Below are 20,168 nucleotides of genomic sequence, written 5' to 3' on the forward strand. Positions count from 1 at the left end.
GTAACCTGATTTCAACCTTCCGGGTATTGTGCAAAATAGGCATCCCGCAATGCATCTTCGAGCAGACGGCCTTCCGAATAGCCATCGAGCGTTGTCGGCCGCGTCACGCCGTCGAGCAGCCGCGGGCACGGCTCGGGCGCGCCGAGCACCGTGCGCACCGGAATGCGCTCGGCATAGATCGGCAACTCGTAATCCTCGTCGTCGTCGGCGACGCCCTTGGCGCGCACCTTTGCCGAGGCCTCCTCGATCTCCATCGCGATGAACGAGGTCGCCTTGATCTCCTGCTTGTTGCTGGCGCGCAGGCTCGCGGTGCGCTCGGGAAAGAAACGGTCGACCATCGCAACGATCGCGCGCTCCTTCTCTTCCGGGTCGGTCACGAGGTAGGCAGTGCCGAACGCCATCACCGCGCGATAGTCGGCTGAATGATTGAAGCCGCAACGCGCCAGCACCAGGCTGTCGAGATGGGCGACCGTCAGGCACACCCGCTGCCCTTCCGACTGGTTCTCCAGCATCCGGCTCGCGCTCGAGCCGTGCCAATAGAGCTTGGTGCCCTCGCGCCAGAAGAAGGTCGGCGTGCAATAGGGCTGGCCGTCGATCACGTAGGAGACGTGGCACAGCATCGAGGCGTCCAGGATCTTGTGCACGGTGGCGTGGTCGTAGAAGCCACGGTCATGGCGGCGCTTGACCCGGTTGCGGGACGACATGGGGTAGGACGGAGTGGACGCGCCTTCGGTCACGGCAGTGCCTTTCGAAATCTGGAATCTGTCCAGAGTTGTAGCGGTCCATTTGGTCTGCGATAGTGCCAATTCCATGCGAAAAATTCCGACCAATTCCCGCAAGCCGGCGGCGCGCAAGCCCGAGCTGCCGCTCGACCTCACCGGCCCGCACGTGACCCCTGGCGCGGCCTCGCAGCAGCGGCTCTATCAGGCGCTGTGCCACACCATCGTCGGCGGCCTCGTCAAGCCGGGCGAGCCCCTGCCGCCGTCGCGCGCGCTGGCCAGGCAGACGGGGTTTCGCCGCAACGCGGTCACCACGGCCTATGAGCGGCTGATCGCCGACGGCTTTGCGGTGGCAACCACCGGCTCCGGCACCTTCGTCGCCGCGCGCATTCCGGCGCAGGCCACAGCGCCCCGACGCGCGAAGATCGAGATCGAGCCGCCGCAGCACAACGCACTGTCGCTCGGCTGCACCCATATCGATGAGCGCGCGCTGCAGCGCTTCCGCGCCTTTGCCGGCCGCCGGCTCCGCGCCTTCGGCTCCGAGCATCTGCACTACGGCGATCCCCGCGGCAGCAGCGAGTTGCGCGCCGCGATCTCGGACCATCTGCTGTCGGCGCGCGGGCTGCGCTGCGATCCCGACCAGATCATGCTGGCCTCGGGCACGCTGCATGCGCTGCGCATCGTGCTTGGCGCGATCCTCAAGCCCGGCGACCAGGTCTGGTGCGAGGATCCCGGCTATCCGGCGGCGCGGCGCGCGATCGAGCATTGCGGCTATCGCCCGGTGTCGGTGCCGGTCGATGGCTCCGGCATGCGCATCGACAGGGGGCGCGTATCCGCTCCCGCGGCGCGCGCCGCCTATGTGACGCCGTCGCACCAATTTCCGCTCGGCGTGCAGATGGCGATGCCGCGCCGGCTCGAGCTGCTCGACTGGGCCAGGGACGCCGGCGCCTTCGTGTTCGAGGACGATTACGACAGCGAGTTCCGCTATGACGGCGCGCCGCTGCTGTCGCTCGCCGGCATCGATCATCTGCGCCGCGTGATCTACATGGGCACGTTTGCAAAGACGCTGTTTCCGGGATTGCGGATCGGCTACTGCGCCCTGCCCGAAGCCTTGATCGGTCCGGTGACGGCGGCGCGTGCCGCGCTCGATCGTTTTCCCGGCACCCTGATGGAAGGCGCGGTCGCGGACATGCTGAACTCCGGCGCCTTCGCCGCCAACTTGCGCAAATCGCGCAAACTCTATCGCGAGGCGCGCGACGTGCTCGCGTCGACACTCACCCGCGCATCCGAGGGCGAGCTCACGGTTCCCGTGCCGTCGCAAGGCCTGCATCTGGTGGCGCGGCTCGATCCCGCGACCGATCCGCTGGTTGCCGCGCAGGCCAAGGCGGCTGCCGGCGTCGGCGGCTGGCTGCTCGCCGAGACCTATCATCGTGCACGCCCGCTGCCCGGCTTCGTGCTGGGATTTTCAGGTCATCCGGTTCCGCAACTGGTCGCGTCGGCGGAACAATTGGCGAAGGCAACGCTGGCTGCGCTGCGCGCGACGCGCAAGATATCGGTGAAGCCATCCGCCAGGCCGCAGCGCTATAGGAGAATCGCAACCACCTGACTAAGGTCGCCCGCGTTCAGTCAGTGTCCGCCTACGGAGATACCGGATGCCCAATCGCAACGTCCTGTATCTCGTGATCGGCGCGCTGGTCGTGATCGCAGGGATGCTCGGCTACAATCTGTATCAGGCAAAGAAGCAGCCTGAAGGCCTGCAGATCAATGTCGGCCCCGACGGGGTCAAGATCCAGAACAAGTGAAGGGGGCTGCGATGCCGCGCATTGGATTGGTCGCGCTGGTCAGCGCCGCAGCACTTGTCGCGATCATTCATTCCGCCTCCGCACAGACCGTCATGCGCGAGGCTGACATCGTCGACCTCCGGGTCGGTCAGCGCGTCCCGGTCGATGACGGCTCCTGCCCCGCCGGGCAGATCAAGCAGGTGATCGGCGCCAAGCTGAGCCAGAACGGCGTGGTGCGGACCCAAAGCTGCGTGCCGCGCCTCGCCAAAAAGTAAAGCGCCCCGCTATCGCGAGGCGCCTCGTCCATCATTGCATCGGCAACACGCTGCTCAGTTCGAAATCGGCTCGAACATGCATTGCAGCGTCGGCTTGGCGATCTTGGTGAAGGTCGGGCCAATCTCGTTTTGCTTGGACGGCGGCACCCAATCGGTCTCGATGGTCGGCACGCCGGTCTCGCTGATGCCACGCAGCAGCGCCTGGCGCAGATCGGGATCGTCCACCGTCGCGGCAGCATGGTCATGCAGGCAACCGCACACCGCCTCGGGATGGGCCCAGCGCCCGAGCATATGCGGCGCGCACTGGCGCACGAACTCGTCGCGCGGTTCGGGCACCCGGTACAGCGACCGGATCTGTATCGAGTCGAGCGGAAGTTGGGATTGGGCCTGCGCGGAACCTGCCAAGAGACTCATCGAGGCGAGCGATGCCAGGATCGCGGCGGAACAGATGCGGAGCAACATGGGGAGCCTTTACCGGCAGTTCTGTTTGTCGCGTCGCGCTCAGTTGGCCTGCGCCATCACCATCGGGGCCGAGGTGACCACCGGCGAGCCGTTGTAGGAGAAGGTGCCGATGCCGGGCAAACCATTGTCCGGGGTACCAGCCATCGACGAACCAGCCATCACGAAAGCGAGGGCGAGGATCAGGCTCATGGTCCGCATCTGGCAGTCTCCGTCATTCCTGTTCGGCGTCCGGCGCCGTTGTGTTGACGGTTTGATAACGATCTGCGGTTTCGGGAGTTCTGCGGAACAAGCTGAAAATGGTTTCGTCGGCCGGAGAATTGTTTCGTCGGCGGGCAACCCACGAAACATTGGCCGGAAAACGCCAATGTTATCAGTGACAGCACACCACCCCTGAGCGTGTTCAAAATTTCGCGCGTCGGGAGCCGCCCGGCGGCTGCGAGCTAGCGCGCTTTGTTAACTTTCCTCTGCTGAGACAGGAGGCAGCACTGCAAGGGCGGCGTGAACCGGCCAGCGGTTCGCCCGACTCATCTGGGCGCCGTGCAACCTTCTCGGCGGTGGCACGTTGAGGTGATTCCCGGTCCAACGAAGGATGTCAGTCGTGGGCAATGGCAACATCGGTGCTGGCAATCAATCCCCGGCCAGCAAATCCGGCCAGCAGCAACAGATGACGGCCGCGATGCCACAGCAGGGCGCCTATGTGATGGGCGACAATGAGTGCGCGCAGCAGAAGCTGGTCCGCCTCATCGGCTGCCACGACCCGAAGGCGCGCCCCGGCCTCAGCGTCAGCGCGAAGCAGTTCGGGCAAACCAAGCGCTAGCTCGCCTGCCGCTTCAGCCGCCCGGGCCAAGCCCCTGCTCCTGCTACTGAATGAACTCGCCGCACTTCTGCACGGCGGTGCTGTCGGCCGCGCCCCAAGGCATGATCGGCACCGACGACGTCGAGTTCTTCGGCGAGCCCTCGATCAGCTTGTCGGAATAGACCATATAGACCAGCACGTTGCGCTTGGCGTCGCAGCCACGCACGATCTGCATCTTCTTGAAGAACAGCGACCGCCGCTTGCTGAACATGTCGTCGCCCTGGCCGAGCTTGCTCTTGAAGCGGATCGGCCCGATCTGCCGGCAAGCCAGCGAGATATCGGAGACTTCCTCGGCAAGCCCAAGCCAGCCCTTGAAGCCGCCCTTCTCCGGCACCGTGAAGTGACAGGCGACGCCCTCGACCTCGGGGTCGTCGACGCCATAGGTCGCGAGCTTGTCGTTGGGGCTCACCCATTTGAACACTGTCGAGCGGCGAAAGATCAGGTCCGGCTCGTCGGCCGCGGCCGCGGGAACTGCCTGCCCCAAAGCCAACAACATCAGCAGCGCCGCGCAGCCCCATCGAGACGACAATCGCACGTCACACAGGCTCACATTTCTCGATGTCATTAAGGTCTCCGCGGGGTGGGTCCCGCCTATGTAGTGCGCAAACGCCGCACAGGAAGGCGCTGACAGTTCGGTGATCAGAGCGGGCGCTTTAACCTCCTGTGAGGCTTTTTTGCTACTCTTTCGTCGAAAAAAACGCCCCTCACGGAAGGGTTAGATCGCTTGCGCTGGTGAACGCGTTCGGCGTCTGCGACAACCAACAGATAGTTTGGACTGGGATTCGGAATATGCGCGCAAGCGGACGTCGGATTTCGATTTTTGATTCTGCGAATGGGCGGTTCTGGCAGTTCGCAATTCTGACGGCGGCCGGCACCGTGGCGGCCTCCTCGCAGGCCGATGCAGCCCTGTTCTACTGGAACCGTGACTCCGGCTATTACGGCGATGTCGAGCCGATGCCGCCGCAGCAGCCCCGGCCGAAGCCGAAGCGCGGTACAGCCAAGAAGAATCCGGCGATCGAGAAGGAGGCCGGCCGCAAGCCGCAGGGTCCCCTGATCATCTCGGTCTCGATCGACCAGCAGCGGGTCAGCATCTACGACGCCAACGGCCTCTATGCCGAGAGCCCGGTATCGACGGGCATGAAGGGGCATTCGACCCCGATGGGTGTCTTCAGCGTCATCCAGAAGCAGAAATACCACCAGTCCAACATCTACAGCGGCGCGCCGATGCCGTACATGCAGCGCATCACCTGGTCGGGCATCGCCATGCACGCCGGCGTGCTGCCCGGCTATCCGGCCTCGCATGGCTGCATCCGCATGCCGATGTCGTTTGCAGTCAAGATGTACAACTGGACGCGAATGGGCGCGCGCGTGTTCGTCACGCCGGGCACGATCTCGCCGGAGAGTTTCTCGCATCCGCTGCTGGTGACGCAGAAGGTCATCCCGCAGCAGCCGGTTGCCGATGAAGTCCTGAAGATGGATGCGCCGCTCGGCGTGAAGAGCGACAAGGGTGCGGACAAGCAATCCAGTCTCGACTTGCGCAGCAGCGTCGGCCATGCGCCCGCGTCGCTGCGCGACAACACCCACACTGCCGACGCCAGCGGCGCGATGCCGGCGGCAAGCGCTTCGGCGACGATGTCCGATGCGTCCTCCTCGACCGCGCGCGACGCCATTGCGGAGAAGATCGCGGCTGACAAGTCCGAGACGAGCGCGACCGAGACTGCCGCGGCCGACAAGCCGGCCGAAACCAATTCGGCCGCTGACGACAGCAGCGCCGCCACCGACGACAAGACCGTCGGCGAAGTCACCGGCAGCACCGACACGCCGAAGTCCGAGGTGTCCGCAAGCGACCCGGTGAAGGCCGAAGCCAAGGCCGATGAGCCCAAGCCGGACGCCGCCAGGCCCGGCGTTGCCGAGGCACCCAAGGCCGACGCATCGAAGGCTGATGCAGCCAAGGACGCCGCCAATGCGGCGAATGCGGTCAAGACGGCGGACAAGCCCGCCGAGGCCGCAACCGCCGCAGATACTTCCGATGCCAAGCAGGACGCAGCCAAGGATCCGGCACGGCTGCCGGGCGTCGCCAAGATCGACGCGCCGAAGCGCGCCGGACAGATCGCGGTATTCATCAGCCGCAAGGATTCCAAGCTCTATGTGCGGCAGAACTTTGCGCCGCTGTTCGAGGCGCCGGTGACGATCGCGGCGAGCGACCGGCCGCTCGGCACGCATGTGTTCACCGCGGAAGCCGACAAGACCGACGCGAACCTGCTGCGCTGGTCGGTGGTGACGCTGCCGACCCGCATCGACGTCGAGGAGCGTGCCGCGCATCGCCGCAAGCTGGCGGCCGCAGCGCCGGCCGAGGTCAAGCCGCAGCCGGCGACCGACACCCCGGCCGAGGCGCTCGACCGCATCTCGATCCCGGCCGACGCGATGGCGCGGATCAACGAAGCACTCGGCACCGGCGGATCGATCATCGTCTCCGACCTCGGCGTGAACCAGGGCGAGACCGGTGAAGGCACCGACTTCATCCTGCCGCTGCGCTGATTGCGATATATAACGCCTTCTTGAAAGCCTGCGCCTGCCCACTGGATTATGATGTCGGCGACATCTGTTCCGGGGACGAGACCATGATGGACCGCAGGACATTGATCGTGGCGGCGTTGGCCGCGGCTGCGGGATCCCGTGCGCTGCATGCGGAGCAGCCGGCGATGAGCCGGATCACGGCCTACGCCTTCTCATTTCCGGCGCTCTCTGGCGGCGACATTCGCCTTGCCGACTATGCCGGCCATCCCCTGATGATCGTGAACACGGCCTCGCTCTGTGGCTTCACGCCGCAATATGCCGGCCTGCAGCAATTGTGGACCGAATTCCGCGATCGCGGCTTCGTCATCATCGGCGTGCCCTCCAATGATTTCGGCGGCCAGGAACCCGGCGGCCCGACCGAGATCGCCGAGACCGCGCAGCATCAATACGGCGTCACCTTCCCGATCGCGGCAAAAGCCGTGGTCAAGGGCGCCAACGCGCACCCGTTTTACCGCTGGGCGGCGGAGGCACGGCCGAAGGACGTGCCGCGCTGGAATTTCCACAAATACCTGATCGGCCGCGACGGCTATATCGCGGACGTCTTCCCTGAGTCGGTCACGCCGGACGACACGCGCATCAAGACCGGGATCGCACGGGCACTGGCGGCGGCCTGAGAGGCGGCGGTAATCCCCGGAATTAACTGGGATTTCGGACAGGGCCCCGCCACGTTCATTGCCTTGGCGTCGGCACTGTGACTAGGGTACGATCGGTTTGGGGGTGAAGCGGCCTTGGTTGCGGCAGTGCCGGCACCGGGCGCGATCAGCAGGGAACACGCCATGCGCATTGCGGCAGGTCTGATTTTCGCAGGGACCGTATCGTTGCTCGCGTCGAGCGCAGCTTGGCCGCAGACGCCGCCCGCCAAAGGCGCCACCGCGGCGCCGGCGGCCGCAGCACCAGCGCCTGCCGCGGCTGCACCGCCGCCCGCCGCAGCGGCCGCTCAAGTGCCGCCGAAGCAACCGCCGCAACCGGCACGCGCCGCCTGCAACAATCCGAACGCGCTCGGCGTCGCCCGCACCGTCGAGATCGACACCACCGGCGGTCCAGGCTTCGGCTTCGAGCATTTCAAGCAGCTCGACTTCCTGCGCGACCATGAGGTGGTGCTGACCTTCGACGACGGTCCGTGGCCGGGCAACACGCCGGCGGTGCTGAAGGCGCTCGCGGACGAATGCACCACGGGCATCTTCTTCCCGATCGGCAAGCACGCCACCTATCACCCGGAGATCCTGCGGCAGGTCTATGCCGCCGGCCACACCGTCGGCTCGCACACCTGGTCGCACGAGAATCTGAACAACAAGAAGCTGACCGAGGATCAGAAGAAGGACGAGATCGAGCGCGGCCTGGCTGCGGTCAAGTGGGCGCTCGAGACGTCACCCTCGCCGTTCTTCCGCTTCCCGGCGCTGCAGCATCCGCCGGAGATGGTCACCTATCTCGGCAACCGCAACATCGCGATCTTCTCCTGCGACCTCGACTCCTTCGACTTCAAGTCGAAGAACTCGCAACAGGTGATCGACACCGTGATGAAGAAGCTCGCCAAGCTCGGCAAGGGCATCATCCTGATGCACGACTTCCAGAAGCACACCGCGGAAGCCCTGCCGACGCTGCTGACGCAGCTCAAGGCCGGCGGCTACAAGGTGGTGGCGATGCGCGCCAAATTCCCCGCGACCGTGCTGCCGCAATACGAGCAGGAACTCGCCAAGGACGTCAAGCTGCCGACCGTGAGCTCGCGGCCGGTGAACAGCGTCGTCACCACCGTCGATCAGTAGCCGCGCCGGCGATCGCTTCTGTGCCAGCGTTGCGTATTGAGGGCTTTGTCATCGTCTCGGCCGACGGCCGGCTGGCGAACGCGCACAACGTGATGCCTGACGATCTCAAGGTCGAGGGCGACAAGCGGTTCTTTACCGCAGCGCTCGACCGCGCCGACCTCGTCGTCCATGGCCGCCACTCCCAAGAAGAGCAGCCGAACGCGCCGAAACGGCGCCGCCTGATCGTGACTGGCAAGGTCGCGGCCGTCGCACCCGATCCTGACAATCCGAAGGCGCTGTTGTGGAATCCCGCCGGCTGCCCGTTCGAGACCGCGAGCCGCGAGGCCGGCGTGACCTCGGGCATGGTCGCGATCATCGGCGGCCCCGGCGTATTCGGCATGTTCATGGACCGCTACGACACGTTTTGGCTCTCGGTCGCACCGAAGGTGCACATCCCCGACGGCGAGCCGTGCTTTCCCGGCGTCCCTACCCGCACCCCGCAGCAGGTGCTGTCGGCGCACGGCCTTCACGCCGGTGCGCCGCAACTGATCGACGCCGCGCAGGACGTCAGCGTGACGCCATGGCGGCGGGTGGGTTGAGATTGGCGGGTTAGCCGAAGGCGCAACCCGCCGGCTCCTCTTGCCCGACGCCCAGGTTGGCGGATTACGCTTCGCTAATCCGTCCTGCGCAGCTACTTAGCGCTCTACACGTCCCCATACGCCGGGTCGTCGCGGCGCGGGCCGCGGCCGTAGCCGGCGATGATGAACAGCGCGCCGATCAGCGACAGGTTCTTCAGCGCGTCGATCAGGGTCTTGGCGTTGTCGGGCGCCGGCTGATTCCAGAAATCATGGAAATAGAAGGTCGTGAAGCACACGAAGATGATCAGCAGGATCGCGAAGAACCTTGCCAGCACGTTCACCGCGATCATCAGCCCCGCGATGATCTCGAAGCCGCCGACCGTGATCGCCAGCAGTTGCATGAACGGCATGCCGACGAAGGTTTCGATCTGCTGCGTGTAAGGTGCGACGATGGCCGGGATCGTCACCTTGGCCGTGAGCAAATCCGCCGTCGCCTGGATGCCGAACAGCTTGCTCGCCCCCGAATAGAGGAACAGCACGGCAAACAGAATGCGCCCGAAGGTGATGAACGCTGGCATGGGTCGGCCTCACTGGATGGCAGAAATCGGACGAAGCAGGCGGAGCGAGTATGGCCGCCCCGCCTGCTTCGATCAAATCGAATCCGTCTCGAGCATGATCCGGAAAAGTGCCTAGCGGTTTTGCCCCGCGACAAACGCCATGTGTTTGCGCGGAGATCATGCTGAAAGCAACTCTTGCTCAGCCGAACAGCGTCGGCTGCGCGCGGCCGGCGCGCTCCTGGGCCTCGACCGCGGCCACCGCGGTCATGTTGAGGATGCCGCGCGCCGTCACGCCGGGAGTGAGGATGTGCGCCGGACGGGCCGGACCGATCAGGATCGGCCCCACCGGCAACGCGTTGGCCAGCGACTTGATCATCTGGTAGGCGATGTTGGCGGCGTCGAGGTTCGGCATGATCAGGATGTTGGCCTCGCCTTCCAGCCGCGACTGCGGCAGGACGAGCTTGCGCGCAACCGCCGACAGCGCGGTGTCGCCCTGCATTTCGCCGTCGGCCTCGATTTCCGGATGCTTGTCCTTCAAGAGCTGGGTGGCCCGCCGCATCTTGCGCGAGGAGTCCGTATCATAGCTGCCGAAGTCGGAATGTGACACGAAGGCGACCTTCGGCTTGAAGGCGAAGCGCTGAACGTGGATCGCCGCGAGCGATGCGACTTCCGCCAGTTCCTCCGCGCTCGGATTCGGCCGCACCTGGGTGTCGGCGAGGAAATGGGCGCCGGTGGAGGTGATCATCAGCGCCAGCGCGGCATAGTCGCTGACCCCCGGCAGGAAGCCGATGATCTCGCGGACATGGCGCAGATGGCTCATGTAGCGGCCCTCGACGCCGCACAGCATCGCGTCGGCCTCACCGCGCGACACCGCCAGCGCCGCGATCACTGTATTGTTGGTGCGGACCACCGTTCGCGCGGCCTCCGGCGTCACGCCGCGACGCCCGGCGACGTCGATGTAGGACTGCACGTAGGAACGGTAGCGCGGATCGTCCTCGGGATTGACCAGGTCGAAATCGCGGCCGGCCTTGATCGACAGGCCGAAGCGCTTGATCCTGGTCTCGACCACGGACGGACGGCCGACCAGGATCGGCCGCGCCAGCTTTTCCTCGAGCACCACCTGGGTCGCGCGCAGCACGCGCTCGTCCTCGCCCTCCGCGTAGATCACGCGCACCGGCTGGGTCTTCGCCTTGGCAAACACCGGCTTCATGGTGAGGCCGGAGCGGAACGCGAAGCGTTCGAGGTTGGCCGCATATTCGTCGAAATTGGTGATCGGCCGGGTCGCGACGCCGGACTCGATCGCGGCCCTGGCCACGGCCGGTGCGATGCGCAGGATCAGGCGCGGATCGAATGGGCTCGGGATCAGCGAGCCCGGACCGAACCCCTGCGTCTCGCCGGTGTCGAAACCATGGGCCACCGCATCCGACGGCGGATCGCGCGCAAGCTGCGCGATCGCATCGACCGCGGCGTGCTTCATCGCCTCGTTGATCGCGGTGGCGCCGACGTCGAGCGCGCCGCGGAAGATGAAGGGGAAGCACAGCACGTTGTTGACCTGGTTCGGATAGTCCGACCGGCCGGTGCAGATCATCGCGTCGGGACGCGCCGCGCGCGCCTCTTCCGGCATGATCTCCGGCACCGGATTGGCAAGCGCCATCACCAGCGGCTTGTCGGCCATCTGCTTGACCATCTCAGGCTTCAGCACGCCCGGCGCCGACAGCCCGATGAAGATGTCCGCGCCCGGAACGACGTCGGCGAGCACGCGCGCGTCGGTCTTCTGGGTGTAGACCGCCTTCCAGCGGTCCATCGTGGTGTTGCGGCCCTCATAGACCACACCGTCGATGTCGCAGACGAAGATGTTCTTGCGCTGCGCCCCCATCGAGACCAGCAGATTGAGCGTCGCGATCGCAGCCGCGCCCGCGCCCGAGCAGACGATCTTCACGTCCGACAGTTGCTTGCCGTTCAGCAGCAGCCCGTTGACGATCGCGGCCGCAACGATGATGGCGGTGCCATGCTGATCGTCGTGAAACACCGGGATCTTCATGCGCTCCTTGAGCTGCGTCTCGATCTCGAAGCACTCCGGCCCGCGGATGTCCTCCAGATTGATGCCGCCGAAGGTCGGCTCCAGCGCCGCGACGGTCTCGACCACGCGCTCGATCGTATTGGCGTTGATCTCGATGTCGAACACGTCGATGCCGGCGAATTTCTTGAACAGCACCGCCTTGCCTTCCATGACGGGCTTGGATGCCAGCGGGCCGATATTGCCGAGCCCGAGCACCGCGGTGCCGTTCGAGACCACGGCCACCAGATTGGCGCGAGCGGTCAGCGTCGCCGCCTCGGCCGGGTTCTTGGCGATCTCGGTGCAGGCGGCGGCCACACCCGGCGAATAGGCCAGCGCCAGGTCGCGCTGGTTGGCGAGCGGCTTGATCGCCTGGATCTCGAGCTTGCCCGGCCGCGGCAGCCGGTGATAGGCGAGCGCGGCATTATGGAGTTCTTCAGACGATGACGACATGCGTGCTTCCCGCGTTTCCGGCCCAAATTTCTTGTTTCTGTGCTAATCCAGGCAAAAGTCAGTTGTCCGGCAAATCGAGCCGGATGTGAAGCATGTCCCGCCGCTTGGATGCAACATCGGATACTATCCTCGTCAACAGGCCCGGGCGGGCCGATTCATCGATGCTGCACCTTCCGACCGCCGATTGGCAATTTTTTTCCCTTGATGATCCGGAGTTGACCGAATGAAGAAAATTCTGCTCGGCCTGCTCGCCGTCGCAGTCGTCGCGGCCGGCGGCTATTTCGGTTTCGACTTCTATGCCCAGCGCCGGGTCACGCGCGACGTCGAGGCCGCCTTCGAGCAGATCCGTGCCGCCGGCGCCAAGGCGAGCCACGGCAAGATCGCGTTCGACACCAAGAGCCGCACCCTGACGATTTCGGACATCGCCACCGAGTCGGGGACGCAATCCCCGGTCAACGTCAGGATTGCCAGCCTTACCATGACAGGCCTTGGGCAAACCGACGCAGGCCGGATCTCCGCCGACAATGTCGCATTCAATGATGTCGAGATCGGCGTGGCGGGGCCGACGCCGACCATCGCCACCCTGACCTACAAGGCGCCGCGCATCACCGTGAAGGACTATTCCGGTCCGGCCGGCCTGCCCCAGCTTCCGGCCTCGTCCTCGATCTTCGAGCTGTACCGGTTCGCATTCACCCAGCTCGCGAGCATCAACGCATCGTCGGTGACCGCGCCCACCTTGACCGGAACGATGACCTTCAGCGCCGCCGCACATGTCGGCGACGGCGCCGGTGGCGAATTCGCCTATTCGGGCCTTGCCATCGAAAACATGAAGAACGGAAAGATCGGCACCAACAAGATCGACAAGGTCGCGTTCACCATCAACTCGCAGGCGGCGGGCAAAGCGATCAAGACGACCGGCGATCTTGCAAATATGGTCGCGACCGATATCGACGTCGGCGCGATGGCGGCGATATTCGATCCGGCCAAGGCCAACGACGACCGAGAGTACCGGGTTCAGGGGCACGTTTCCGCCGGTCCCTACGTGATCACCACCACGACCACGCCTCCCCTCAACATGCGGATCGATGGCATGACCATCGACGACGTCAGGGTGAACCCGTCAAAGATGCAACTGCCGGCGCTGCTCGCGATGATCCCGCCGCCGGGCAGTCCACCGCCGTCTCCGGCCCAGGCGCGCGAACTGCTGGAGAAAGTCGCGGGCCTCTATTCGGGTGCCAGCATCGGAAATGCCGAGCTGCATGGGCTCTCGGTCGAGACTCCGAAAGGCCCGCTCAAGCTTGCCTCGATGCGGTTCAACTTCGAACACGGCAAGATCGGCGAGCTTGCGGTCGAGGGACTTGATGGCAATGCCCCGAACGGTCCCTTCAAGGTCGGACGTTTCGCGCTGAAGTCGCTCGATGTCGCCAGCTTCATCCGGCTCTCGGCGCAGTTCGCCGCGCAGAAGCCGTCGCCCGAGCAGGCGCTCACGCTGTTCCCCCTGATCGAGGGTGTCGAGATCAAGGGTGTCACCTCGCCCTACAAGGCCACCGGCAAGCCGGTCAACATCGACGTCCTCAGCCTCGACTGGGGCCAGTTCGTCGGAACGATCCCGAGCAAGCTGCGGCTGGTCGCAAAGATGGCGGCGCCGCTGGATGCGGCCGATCCGCGGCAACAGGCACTCGTCGCCGCCGGGATCGACCGGATGGCCGTCGATGCCGATCTCGGCGCGGTCTGGACCGAGGCGTCACGCTCGTTCGCGCTCGAGCCGGTGAAGCTCGACATCGCGGGCCTGTTGAACGCGTCGGCGAAGGTCTCGCTCGCCAACGTGCCGCGCGAGGCATTTTCGACCAGCGCCGCGGAATCCCTGGGCGCAGCCGCGCAGATCGAGACCGGCACGATCGAGCTGACCGTCCACGACCTCGGCGTCATCGATCTCGCCATCGCCCAGTACGCGCGCACCCAGAATGTCAGCCGCGACGAGGCGCGCAACGCGGTCCTCGGCACCATCAAGGCGCAGGGCGAAGCGGTGAGCGGCGGCAGTGCCGATGTCACGGCGCTTGTGACCGCCATCAGCCAGTTCATCGAGACGCCGGGACAGACGCTGGTCATCAAGCTGACCCCACGCGCGAAAGCGCCGGCACTTCAGCTGATGCAGCTGCTCAAGACCGACCCGCCATCGGCGCTGGCGCAATTCAAGATCGAAGCCTCGACGGGACTGTGAGCGTCCATTTTATCCCGTAGCCGTAGCCGGATGGAGCGAAGCGCAATCCGGGGGCTAGGGCTACGCGCCGGAAGCCGCCCGCTTGCGGCGGCTCCCGCCGCGCACTGCTAAATATCGAAAACAACCCCATGCAAAGGAGCTGGCGGCTGTCGGCGCTCGGCCAGGCAACTTGACACGTCGGGCAACTCGGGGGTATATTTCCAATATTCCGAAATCGCGCAAGTGCCGCCTCGCCCGCAAGTGTCCGCTTGCGGGGCGAGGTGACGACCGGCCTAGCTCTTCGCCGGCAGGTTGGTCTTGATGTGCAGCTCCTTGAGCTGCTTCGGCGAGGCTTCCGACGGCGCGCCCATCAACAAATCCATCGCCTGCTGGTTCATCGGGAACAGCGATATCTCGCGCAGATTGTTGGTGCCGCAGAGCAGCATCACGATGCGGTCGAGGCCGGCCGCCATGCCGCCGTGCGGCGGTGCGCCGTACTGGAACGCGCGGTACATGCCGCCGAAGCGGTCGATGACCTCCTGCTCGCCATAGCCTGCGATCTCGAACGCCTTCACCATCGCTTCCGGCTTGTGGTTGCGGATGCCGCCGGAGGCGATCTCGTAGCCGTTGCAGGCGATGTCGTACTGGAACGCCTTGATCGTCAGCGGGTCCTGCGACTTCAGCGCGTCGAGACCGCCCTGCGGCATCGAGAACGGGTTGTGCGAGAAGTCGACCTTCTTGTTCTCCTCGTCATACTCGTACATCGGGAAGTCGACGATCCAGGCGAGCTCGAACCGGTCCTTGTCGATCAGGTTCAATTCCTCGCCGAGCTTGGTGCGCGCGAGACCTGCGAACTTCCAGAACTTCTCGGGATCGCCGGCGACGAAGAACGCGGCATCGCCCTCCTTCAGGCCGAGCTGGTCGCGGATCGCAGCGGTCCGTTCGTGGCCGATGTTGTTCGCAAGCGGACCGGCGCCCTCGCCGCCCTCGCGCCACATGATGTAGCCGAGGCCCGGCTGTCCCTCGCCCTGCGCCCACGAGTTCATGCGGTCGCAGAAGGCGCGCGAGCCGCCACCGGTGCCGGGGATCGCCCAGACCTGGTTCTTCGGGTCTTCCAGCATCCGCGCGAACACCTTGAAGCCGGAGCCGCGGAAATGCTCGGAGACTTCCTGCATCACGATCTTGTTGCGCAAATCAGGCTTGTCGGAGCCGTATTTGCGCACCGCTTCCGCGAACGGAATTCGCGGCCAGTTCTTCGTGACCGGCTTGCCCTTGGCAAAATCCTCAAAGACGCCAGTGATGACGGGCTCCATCGCCGCGAACACGTCATCCTGGGTGACAAAGCTCATCTCGACGTCGAGCTGGTAGAACTCGCCCGGCAGGCGGTCGGCGCGCGGGTCCTCGTCGCGGAAGCACGGCGCGATCTGGAAGTAGCGGTCGAAGCCCGACATCATCAAGAGCTGCTTGTACTGCTGCGGCGCCTGCGGCAGCGCGTAGAACTTGCCGGGATGAATGCGCGAGGGCACCAGGAAGTCGCGCGCGCCTTCCGGCGACGACGCCGTCAGGATCGGGGTCTGGAATTCGAAGAACCCCTGCTCCTTCATCCGCTTGCGCATGGAATCGACCACCGCGCCGCGGGTCATGATGTTCTGGTGCAGCTTCTCGCGACGCAGGTCGAGGAAGCGGTATTTGAGCCTGATGTCTTCAGGATATTCCTGCTCGCCGAACACCGGCAGCGGCAGCTCGGCCGCCGGGCCAAGCACCTCGATCTCCTTGATGTAGATTTCGATCAGGCCGGTCGGCAGTTCGGGATTGTCGGTGCCGGCGGGACGGCGGCGCACCTTGCCGTCGATCCGTACCACCCACTCCGAGCGGAACTTCTCGACCTCGGCGAATGCCGGCGAGTCCGGATCGGCCACGCACTGGGTGATGCCGTAATGGTCGCGCAAATCGACGAACAGCACGCCGCCATGGTCTCGGACACGGTGGACCCAGCCTGACAGCCGGGCCGTCTGGTCGATATCGCTCTCTCGGAGCGCGCCGCATGTGTGTGACCGGTAGCGATGCATATTCGTTCCAAAACTGATGTCGGAGGGTCGAATCGCGACAGGGCCAAAATGCTCTGTCCGAAGTTGCGGAGGGTTTACCCGACGAGGCCGGGTGCGGCAACCAAGGGAACGGCCGGTTTTGCCCCGAAACCGCAGATTTTACGCCGATCCGGCGCCAAGTGGGCGCCGATCGTTTGCCTATTCGGCCCGCAGGCCTATCTTCCCGACATGACCATCCATTTCCCCTTCCAGAACACCTATTCGGCGCTGCCGGCGAACTTTTTCGCCCGCGTCGCGCCGACCCCGGTGGCCGCCCCCCGGTTGATCAAGCTGAACCGGCCGCTCGCGGTCCAACTCGGGCTGGATCCGGACCTGCTCTCGACGGCGGAGGGCGCCGAAATCCTCGCCGGCAAGCGGCTGCCTGACGGGGCGGACCCGATCGCGATGGCCTATGCCGGCCACCAGTTCGGGCACTTTGTGCCCCAGCTCGGCGATGGCCGCGCCATCCTGCTCGGCGAGGTCATCGACAAGGATGGCGTCCGCCGCGACATCCAGCTCAAGGGCAGCGGCCCGACCCCGTTCTCCCGCCGCGGCGACGGCCGCGCCGCGCTCGGTCCGGTGCTGCGCGAATACATCGTCAGCGAGGCGATGTTCGCGCTGGGCATCCCAACCACCCGCTCGCTCGCCGCCGTCGTCACCGGAGAGCCCGTGATGCGCGAGACCGCGCTGCCGGGCGCGGTCCTGACCCGCGTCGCCGCGAGCCACATTCGCGTCGGCACCTTCCAGTTCTTCGCCGCCCGCGGCGACACCGACGGCGTGCGTGCGCTGGCCGACCATGTCATCGCGAGGCACTATCCCGAGCTGAAGGATGCCGGCCAGCCCTATCACGCGCTGCTCGACGGCGTCGTGGCGCGGCAGGCCGCGCTGGTCGCGCGCTGGCTGCTGGTCGGCTTCATCCACGGCGTCATGAACACCGACAACAGCTCGATCTCGGGCGAGACCATCGACTACGGCCCGTGCGCCTTCCTCGACGCCTACAACCCGGCGCAGGTGTTCTCCTCGATCGACGAGATGGGCCGCTACGCCTATGCCAACCAGCCACGCATCGCTTTGTGGAATCTGACCCGGCTCGCCGAATGCCTGCTGCCGCTGTTCGACAGCGAGCAGGAGAAGGCCATCGAACAGGCGCAAGTGATCCTCGGCGAGTTTCCGGAGAAGTTCACCGCGGCCTATCAGGCCGGGCTGCGCGCCAAGGTCGGCCTGTTCACTGCGCGCGACGGTGACGAAGCGCTGATCCAGGATCTGCTCGACGCGATGGCCAGGAACGCGGCCGACTTCACGCTGACCTTCCGCCATCTCGGCGAGGCAGCGAGCGGCGACGCCGCCGACGTCCGCGCGCAATTCACCGATCCCGCAGCGTTCGACGAATGGGCCGGCCGCTGGCGCGCCCGCCTCGCGCTGGAACAGCAGACGCCGGCCGACCGCAAGGCCGCGATGGGGGCCGTCAATCCGGCCTTCATCCCGCGCAACCACCGCATCGAGGCGGTGATTGCGGCCGCCGTCAACAACGACGACTACGCGCCGTTCGAGGAACTGCTGACGGTGCTGGCGAAGCCGTACGAGGACCAGCCGCAGTTCGCGGCCTACGCCGATCCTCCGCTGCCCGAGCAGATGGTGACGCAGACGTTCTGCGGGACGTGACTTTGTAGGGCGGATTAGCGAAGCGTAATCCGCCACTGCTGAGCAAGCGTCGCGGCGGGTTACGGCTTGCGCCTAACCCGCCCTACGCACCGCTACCCGTCCTACTCTCACACCGTCACCACGATCTTCCCGAACTGCACGTTCGACTCCAGATACCGGTGCGCCTCCACGATCTCCTCGAAGGCAAACGTCCGCGCGATGATCGGCCTCAGCGCGCCGTCGGCAAGCCCGTCGAGGATAAACGCCTTCGCCGCTTCGAGCCGCACCGGATCCTGGACAATCTCGTGCACCCGGTAGCCGCGCAGGATCAGGCTCTTGCTCAGCACCGTGAACAGCGGAAACGGCGTCGGCGCCTCGCTGAGCCCGCCATACTCGATCAGGATGCCGCCATCCGCCATCGCTGACGTCAGCGGCATGAAGACGGGGCCGCCGACCGGGTCGAGCACCACGCGAACGCCGTTCGGCCCTGCGATCCGCTCCAGCCTCGATTGCAGGTCTTCCTCCGCGGACGCGATCACATGCGCAGCGCCGGCGTCGCGCAGGGCCTGCGCCTTGGCTGACGTGCGTGTCACCGCGATCGGGATCGCACCGATACGGTTGGCGATCTGGATCGCGGCGAGCCCGACGCTGCTCGATGCTGCCGTGATGACGACGAACTCCGCACGGACAAGCTTCGCAATATCGATCAAGGCGCCATACGCCGTGAGGTATTGCATCCACACCGCGGCAGCCTCCTGAAAACCCAGCGCCGGCGGATGCTTGACGACGAGTGCGGCCGGGAACGTTGCGAGCTCGCCATAGGCCGGCCAGCGCGCCATCGAGATCGGCGGCACGATGCTGACGGCATCCCCGAGCGCAAAGCCGCCGACCCCCTCGCCGATCGCTTCGACAAGCCCGGCGGCCTCGAGGCCGAGGCCGGACGGCAGCGCCGGCGTCTCGATATAGGTCCCCGTGCGCATCAGGGCCTCGGCGCGGTTCAGTCCGAGCGCCTTGATCCGGATCCGGATCTCGCCGGGCGCCGGCGGCGCGATCGCCACGTCCTCGATGCGCAACACCTCGGGACCACCATGTTGATGAAAACGAACCACGCGAGCCATCGGCAACACTCCAAAACAGTTGAGTTGAATGAGCTATGCCAAGGCCAGTTCTGCGGATAAATCATCCCGCAGACTGAACAGTCAAAACTTAGGGTTTCGAATGATGGACCGCCTGACCAGCATGGCCGTGTTTCTCAGGGCGGTCGATCTCGGTTCCTTCGCGGCCGCCGCCGAGGCGCTCGAGATGTCCGGCCCGATGGTCGGCAAGCATGTCCGCTTCCTCGAAGAGCGGCTCGGCGTCCGCCTGATCCACCGCACCACGCGACGTCAGAGCCTGACCGAGTTCGGCCAAGCCTATTACGAGCGTTGCCGCGCGGTGCTCGCCGAGGCGGAAGCCGCCGACGCGCTCGCTTCCGATCAACTGTCCGAACCGCGCGGACGGCTCAAGGTCACGATGCCGGCGCTGTTGGGCCGGCATTGCGTCGCGCCGCTGCTGCTCAAGCTGGCGCAGAAATATCCTGCCCTGGAGCTCGATCTCTCGTTTGGCGATCCGGTCACCGATCTGATGGACGGCGGCTACGACCTTGCGATCAGGACCGGCGATCTCGACGAGCAATCCGGCGTGATCGCGCGGCGCATCGCGCGCCAGCGCATGGTAGTGTGCGGCTCGCGCGCCTATTTGAAGGCGCACGGCAAGCCGCGCACGCTCGACGAACTCGGCCATCATCAGGCGATCGTCTATCGCCGCCTGGGACGCGCGCGCCCATGGCTGTTCCCGCGTGACGGCCAGCCGCCGCGCGAGGTCTGGCCCGCCGGACGGCTCAAGCTCGACGATCTCGAGGCCATCGCCGACGCCGCGGCGCGCGGCATGGGGTTGGCGTGGCTGCCCTCCTGGCTGGTGCGCGAACGCCTCGAGCGCGGCGTGCTGGTCCGCGTTCTCGGCAACGAAGGGGAGCTTCCCTACGATTGTCATGCGTTGTGGCTGCCGACGCCGCGACTGCCGCTGAAGGCCCGGCTTGCGGTCGACGCGCTCGCAGCCGCGCTGCCGAAGCTCGTGGCCTAGCGCGAACGCATTGTGCCGCGACGCCCGTCGTGAGCGTTAACTCACCCTCCACCATGCCGGGAG

Annotated in this window: 19 protein-coding genes; 11 read left to right on the plus strand and 8 right to left on the minus strand. The window is 65.7% G+C overall.

Annotation, left to right across the window (positions count from 1 at the left end; genetic code table 11):
• Positions 1 to 11: 11 nt before the first annotated feature.
• On the minus strand, positions 12 to 704 hold the full coding sequence (locus tag AC066Y_RS16940) for a pyridoxamine 5'-phosphate oxidase family protein (protein WP_478274926.1): 693 nt from the start codon (positions 702 to 704) through the stop codon (positions 12 to 14).
• Between the two features lie 106 nt (positions 705 to 810).
• On the opposite strand from AC066Y_RS16940, the gene pdxR reads away from it, so the two are divergent.
• The 3 genes from pdxR to AC066Y_RS16955 are packed head-to-tail and all read left to right on the plus strand — an operon-like array spanning position 811 to position 2,775.
• The gene (pdxR, locus tag AC066Y_RS16945; RefSeq protein WP_478274861.1) at positions 811 to 2,325 is read left to right on the plus strand and encodes a MocR-like pyridoxine biosynthesis transcription factor PdxR; all 1,515 of its coding nucleotides are present in this window, start codon (positions 811 to 813) and stop codon (positions 2,323 to 2,325) included.
• A gap of 46 nt (positions 2,326 to 2,371) precedes the next feature.
• Positions 2,372 to 2,521: a hypothetical protein gene (locus AC066Y_RS16950; RefSeq protein WP_165445530.1), complete on the plus strand. Its 150-nt coding sequence runs from the start codon at positions 2,372 to 2,374 to the stop codon at positions 2,519 to 2,521.
• A gap of 11 nt (positions 2,522 to 2,532) precedes the next feature.
• A complete protein-coding gene (locus AC066Y_RS16955; RefSeq protein WP_478274862.1) occupies positions 2,533 to 2,775 on the plus strand; it encodes a DUF6719 family protein in 243 nt (80 codons plus the stop codon).
• 54 nt (positions 2,776 to 2,829) lie between these two features.
• Here the strand turns inward: AC066Y_RS16955 and AC066Y_RS16960 are convergent, their stop codons facing one another.
• Positions 2,830 to 3,237 carry a hypothetical protein gene (locus AC066Y_RS16960; protein WP_478274863.1) on the minus strand — a complete coding sequence of 136 codons (408 nt, stop codon included), beginning with the start codon at positions 3,235 to 3,237 and terminating at the stop codon, positions 2,830 to 2,832.
• 39 nt (positions 3,238 to 3,276) lie between these two features.
• A complete protein-coding gene (locus tag AC066Y_RS16965) occupies positions 3,277 to 3,435 on the minus strand; it encodes a hypothetical protein (RefSeq protein WP_478274864.1) in 159 nt (52 codons plus the stop codon).
• 391 nt (positions 3,436 to 3,826) lie between these two features.
• Here AC066Y_RS16965 and AC066Y_RS16970 point away from each other — a divergent pair, with 391 nt between their 5' ends.
• Positions 3,827 to 4,054: a hypothetical protein gene (locus AC066Y_RS16970; protein WP_478274865.1), complete on the plus strand. Its 228-nt coding sequence runs from the start codon at positions 3,827 to 3,829 to the stop codon at positions 4,052 to 4,054.
• 43 nt (positions 4,055 to 4,097) lie between these two features.
• Here AC066Y_RS16970 and AC066Y_RS16975 read toward each other — a convergent pair whose 3' ends face one another.
• Positions 4,098 to 4,658 carry a CreA family protein gene (locus AC066Y_RS16975; protein ID WP_478274866.1) on the minus strand — a complete coding sequence of 187 codons (561 nt, stop codon included), beginning with the start codon at positions 4,656 to 4,658 and terminating at the stop codon, positions 4,098 to 4,100.
• A 224-nt stretch (positions 4,659 to 4,882) separates the two neighbouring features.
• Between AC066Y_RS16975 and AC066Y_RS16980 the strand changes: the two genes are divergently transcribed.
• The 4 genes from AC066Y_RS16980 (at position 4,883) to AC066Y_RS16995 (ending at position 9,011) form a co-directional block, all read left to right on the plus strand.
• A complete protein-coding gene (locus AC066Y_RS16980) occupies positions 4,883 to 6,631 on the plus strand; it encodes a L,D-transpeptidase (RefSeq protein ID WP_478274867.1) in 1,749 nt (582 codons plus the stop codon).
• An 83-nt stretch (positions 6,632 to 6,714) separates the two neighbouring features.
• The gene (locus AC066Y_RS16985) at positions 6,715 to 7,284 is read left to right on the plus strand and encodes a glutathione peroxidase (RefSeq protein WP_456670319.1); all 570 of its coding nucleotides are present in this window, start codon (positions 6,715 to 6,717) and stop codon (positions 7,282 to 7,284) included.
• Between the two features lie 162 nt (positions 7,285 to 7,446).
• Positions 7,447 to 8,433, plus strand: a complete 987-nt coding sequence (locus AC066Y_RS16990) for a polysaccharide deacetylase family protein (RefSeq protein WP_478274868.1) — start codon at positions 7,447 to 7,449, stop codon at positions 8,431 to 8,433.
• 20 nt (positions 8,434 to 8,453) lie between these two features.
• A complete protein-coding gene (locus AC066Y_RS16995; protein WP_478274869.1) occupies positions 8,454 to 9,011 on the plus strand; it encodes a dihydrofolate reductase family protein in 558 nt (185 codons plus the stop codon).
• Between the two features lie 104 nt (positions 9,012 to 9,115).
• Here AC066Y_RS16995 and AC066Y_RS17000 read toward each other — a convergent pair whose 3' ends face one another.
• Both AC066Y_RS17000 and AC066Y_RS17005 read right to left on the minus strand, forming a co-directional pair.
• The gene (locus AC066Y_RS17000; protein WP_478274870.1) at positions 9,116 to 9,568 is read right to left on the minus strand and encodes a DoxX family protein; all 453 of its coding nucleotides are present in this window, start codon (positions 9,566 to 9,568) and stop codon (positions 9,116 to 9,118) included.
• Between the two features lie 178 nt (positions 9,569 to 9,746).
• The gene (locus tag AC066Y_RS17005; protein WP_207838983.1) at positions 9,747 to 12,056 is read right to left on the minus strand and encodes an NADP-dependent malic enzyme; all 2,310 of its coding nucleotides are present in this window, start codon (positions 12,054 to 12,056) and stop codon (positions 9,747 to 9,749) included.
• A gap of 223 nt (positions 12,057 to 12,279) precedes the next feature.
• On the opposite strand from AC066Y_RS17005, the gene AC066Y_RS17010 reads away from it, so the two are divergent.
• Entirely contained in the window at positions 12,280 to 14,277 is a 1,998-nt protein-coding gene (locus AC066Y_RS17010; protein ID WP_478274871.1) for a hypothetical protein, read from the plus strand.
• 272 nt (positions 14,278 to 14,549) lie between these two features.
• Here AC066Y_RS17010 and aspS read toward each other — a convergent pair whose 3' ends face one another.
• A complete protein-coding gene (gene aspS, locus AC066Y_RS17015) occupies positions 14,550 to 16,325 on the minus strand; it encodes an aspartate--tRNA ligase (protein ID WP_478274872.1) in 1,776 nt (591 codons plus the stop codon).
• 207 nt (positions 16,326 to 16,532) lie between these two features.
• On the opposite strand from aspS, the gene AC066Y_RS17020 reads away from it, so the two are divergent.
• Positions 16,533 to 18,005: a protein adenylyltransferase SelO gene (locus AC066Y_RS17020; RefSeq protein ID WP_478274873.1), complete on the plus strand. Its 1,473-nt coding sequence runs from the start codon at positions 16,533 to 16,535 to the stop codon at positions 18,003 to 18,005.
• Between the two features lie 107 nt (positions 18,006 to 18,112).
• Here AC066Y_RS17020 and AC066Y_RS17025 read toward each other — a convergent pair whose 3' ends face one another.
• A complete protein-coding gene (locus AC066Y_RS17025) occupies positions 18,113 to 19,102 on the minus strand; it encodes a zinc-dependent alcohol dehydrogenase family protein (RefSeq protein WP_478274874.1) in 990 nt (329 codons plus the stop codon).
• 103 nt (positions 19,103 to 19,205) lie between these two features.
• Here AC066Y_RS17025 and AC066Y_RS17030 point away from each other — a divergent pair, with 103 nt between their 5' ends.
• Positions 19,206 to 20,105 (plus strand): LysR family transcriptional regulator, encoded by a 900-nt coding sequence (locus AC066Y_RS17030; protein WP_478274927.1) that lies wholly within the window; start codon positions 19,206 to 19,208, stop codon positions 20,103 to 20,105.
• Positions 20,106 to 20,168: the final 63 nt, after the last annotated feature.

The sequence above is a fragment of the Bradyrhizobium sp. USDA3010 genome (assembly GCF_056429065.1).

Excerpts from the sequence above, each read along its gene's own strand:
- AC066Y_RS16940 (WP_478274926.1), bottom strand. The coding sequence starts at position 704 with ATGTCGTCCCGCAACCGGGTCAAGCGCCGCCATGACCGTGGCTTCTAC.
- pdxR (WP_478274861.1), top strand. The coding sequence starts at position 811 with ATGCGAAAAATTCCGACCAATTCCCGCAAGCCGGCGGCGCGCAAGCCC.
- AC066Y_RS16950 (WP_165445530.1), top strand. The coding sequence starts at position 2,372 with ATGCCCAATCGCAACGTCCTGTATCTCGTGATCGGCGCGCTGGTCGTG.
- AC066Y_RS16955 (WP_478274862.1), top strand. The coding sequence starts at position 2,533 with ATGCCGCGCATTGGATTGGTCGCGCTGGTCAGCGCCGCAGCACTTGTC.
- AC066Y_RS16960 (WP_478274863.1), bottom strand. The coding sequence starts at position 3,237 with ATGTTGCTCCGCATCTGTTCCGCCGCGATCCTGGCATCGCTCGCCTCG.
- AC066Y_RS16965 (WP_478274864.1), bottom strand. The coding sequence starts at position 3,435 with ATGCGGACCATGAGCCTGATCCTCGCCCTCGCTTTCGTGATGGCTGGT.
- AC066Y_RS16970 (WP_478274865.1), top strand. The coding sequence starts at position 3,827 with ATGTCAGTCGTGGGCAATGGCAACATCGGTGCTGGCAATCAATCCCCG.
- AC066Y_RS16975 (WP_478274866.1), bottom strand. The coding sequence starts at position 4,658 with ATGACATCGAGAAATGTGAGCCTGTGTGACGTGCGATTGTCGTCTCGA.
- AC066Y_RS16980 (WP_478274867.1), top strand. The coding sequence starts at position 4,883 with ATGCGCGCAAGCGGACGTCGGATTTCGATTTTTGATTCTGCGAATGGG.
- AC066Y_RS16985 (WP_456670319.1), top strand. The coding sequence starts at position 6,715 with ATGATGGACCGCAGGACATTGATCGTGGCGGCGTTGGCCGCGGCTGCG.
- AC066Y_RS16990 (WP_478274868.1), top strand. The coding sequence starts at position 7,447 with ATGCGCATTGCGGCAGGTCTGATTTTCGCAGGGACCGTATCGTTGCTC.
- AC066Y_RS17000 (WP_478274870.1), bottom strand. The coding sequence starts at position 9,568 with ATGCCAGCGTTCATCACCTTCGGGCGCATTCTGTTTGCCGTGCTGTTC.
- AC066Y_RS17005 (WP_207838983.1), bottom strand. The coding sequence starts at position 12,056 with ATGTCGTCATCGTCTGAAGAACTCCATAATGCCGCGCTCGCCTATCAC.
- AC066Y_RS17010 (WP_478274871.1), top strand. The coding sequence starts at position 12,280 with ATGAAGAAAATTCTGCTCGGCCTGCTCGCCGTCGCAGTCGTCGCGGCC.
- aspS (WP_478274872.1), bottom strand. The coding sequence starts at position 16,325 with ATGCATCGCTACCGGTCACACACATGCGGCGCGCTCCGAGAGAGCGAT.
- AC066Y_RS17020 (WP_478274873.1), top strand. The coding sequence starts at position 16,533 with ATGACCATCCATTTCCCCTTCCAGAACACCTATTCGGCGCTGCCGGCG.
- AC066Y_RS17025 (WP_478274874.1), bottom strand. The coding sequence starts at position 19,102 with ATGGCTCGCGTGGTTCGTTTTCATCAACATGGTGGTCCCGAGGTGTTG.
- AC066Y_RS17030 (WP_478274927.1), top strand. The coding sequence starts at position 19,206 with ATGGACCGCCTGACCAGCATGGCCGTGTTTCTCAGGGCGGTCGATCTC.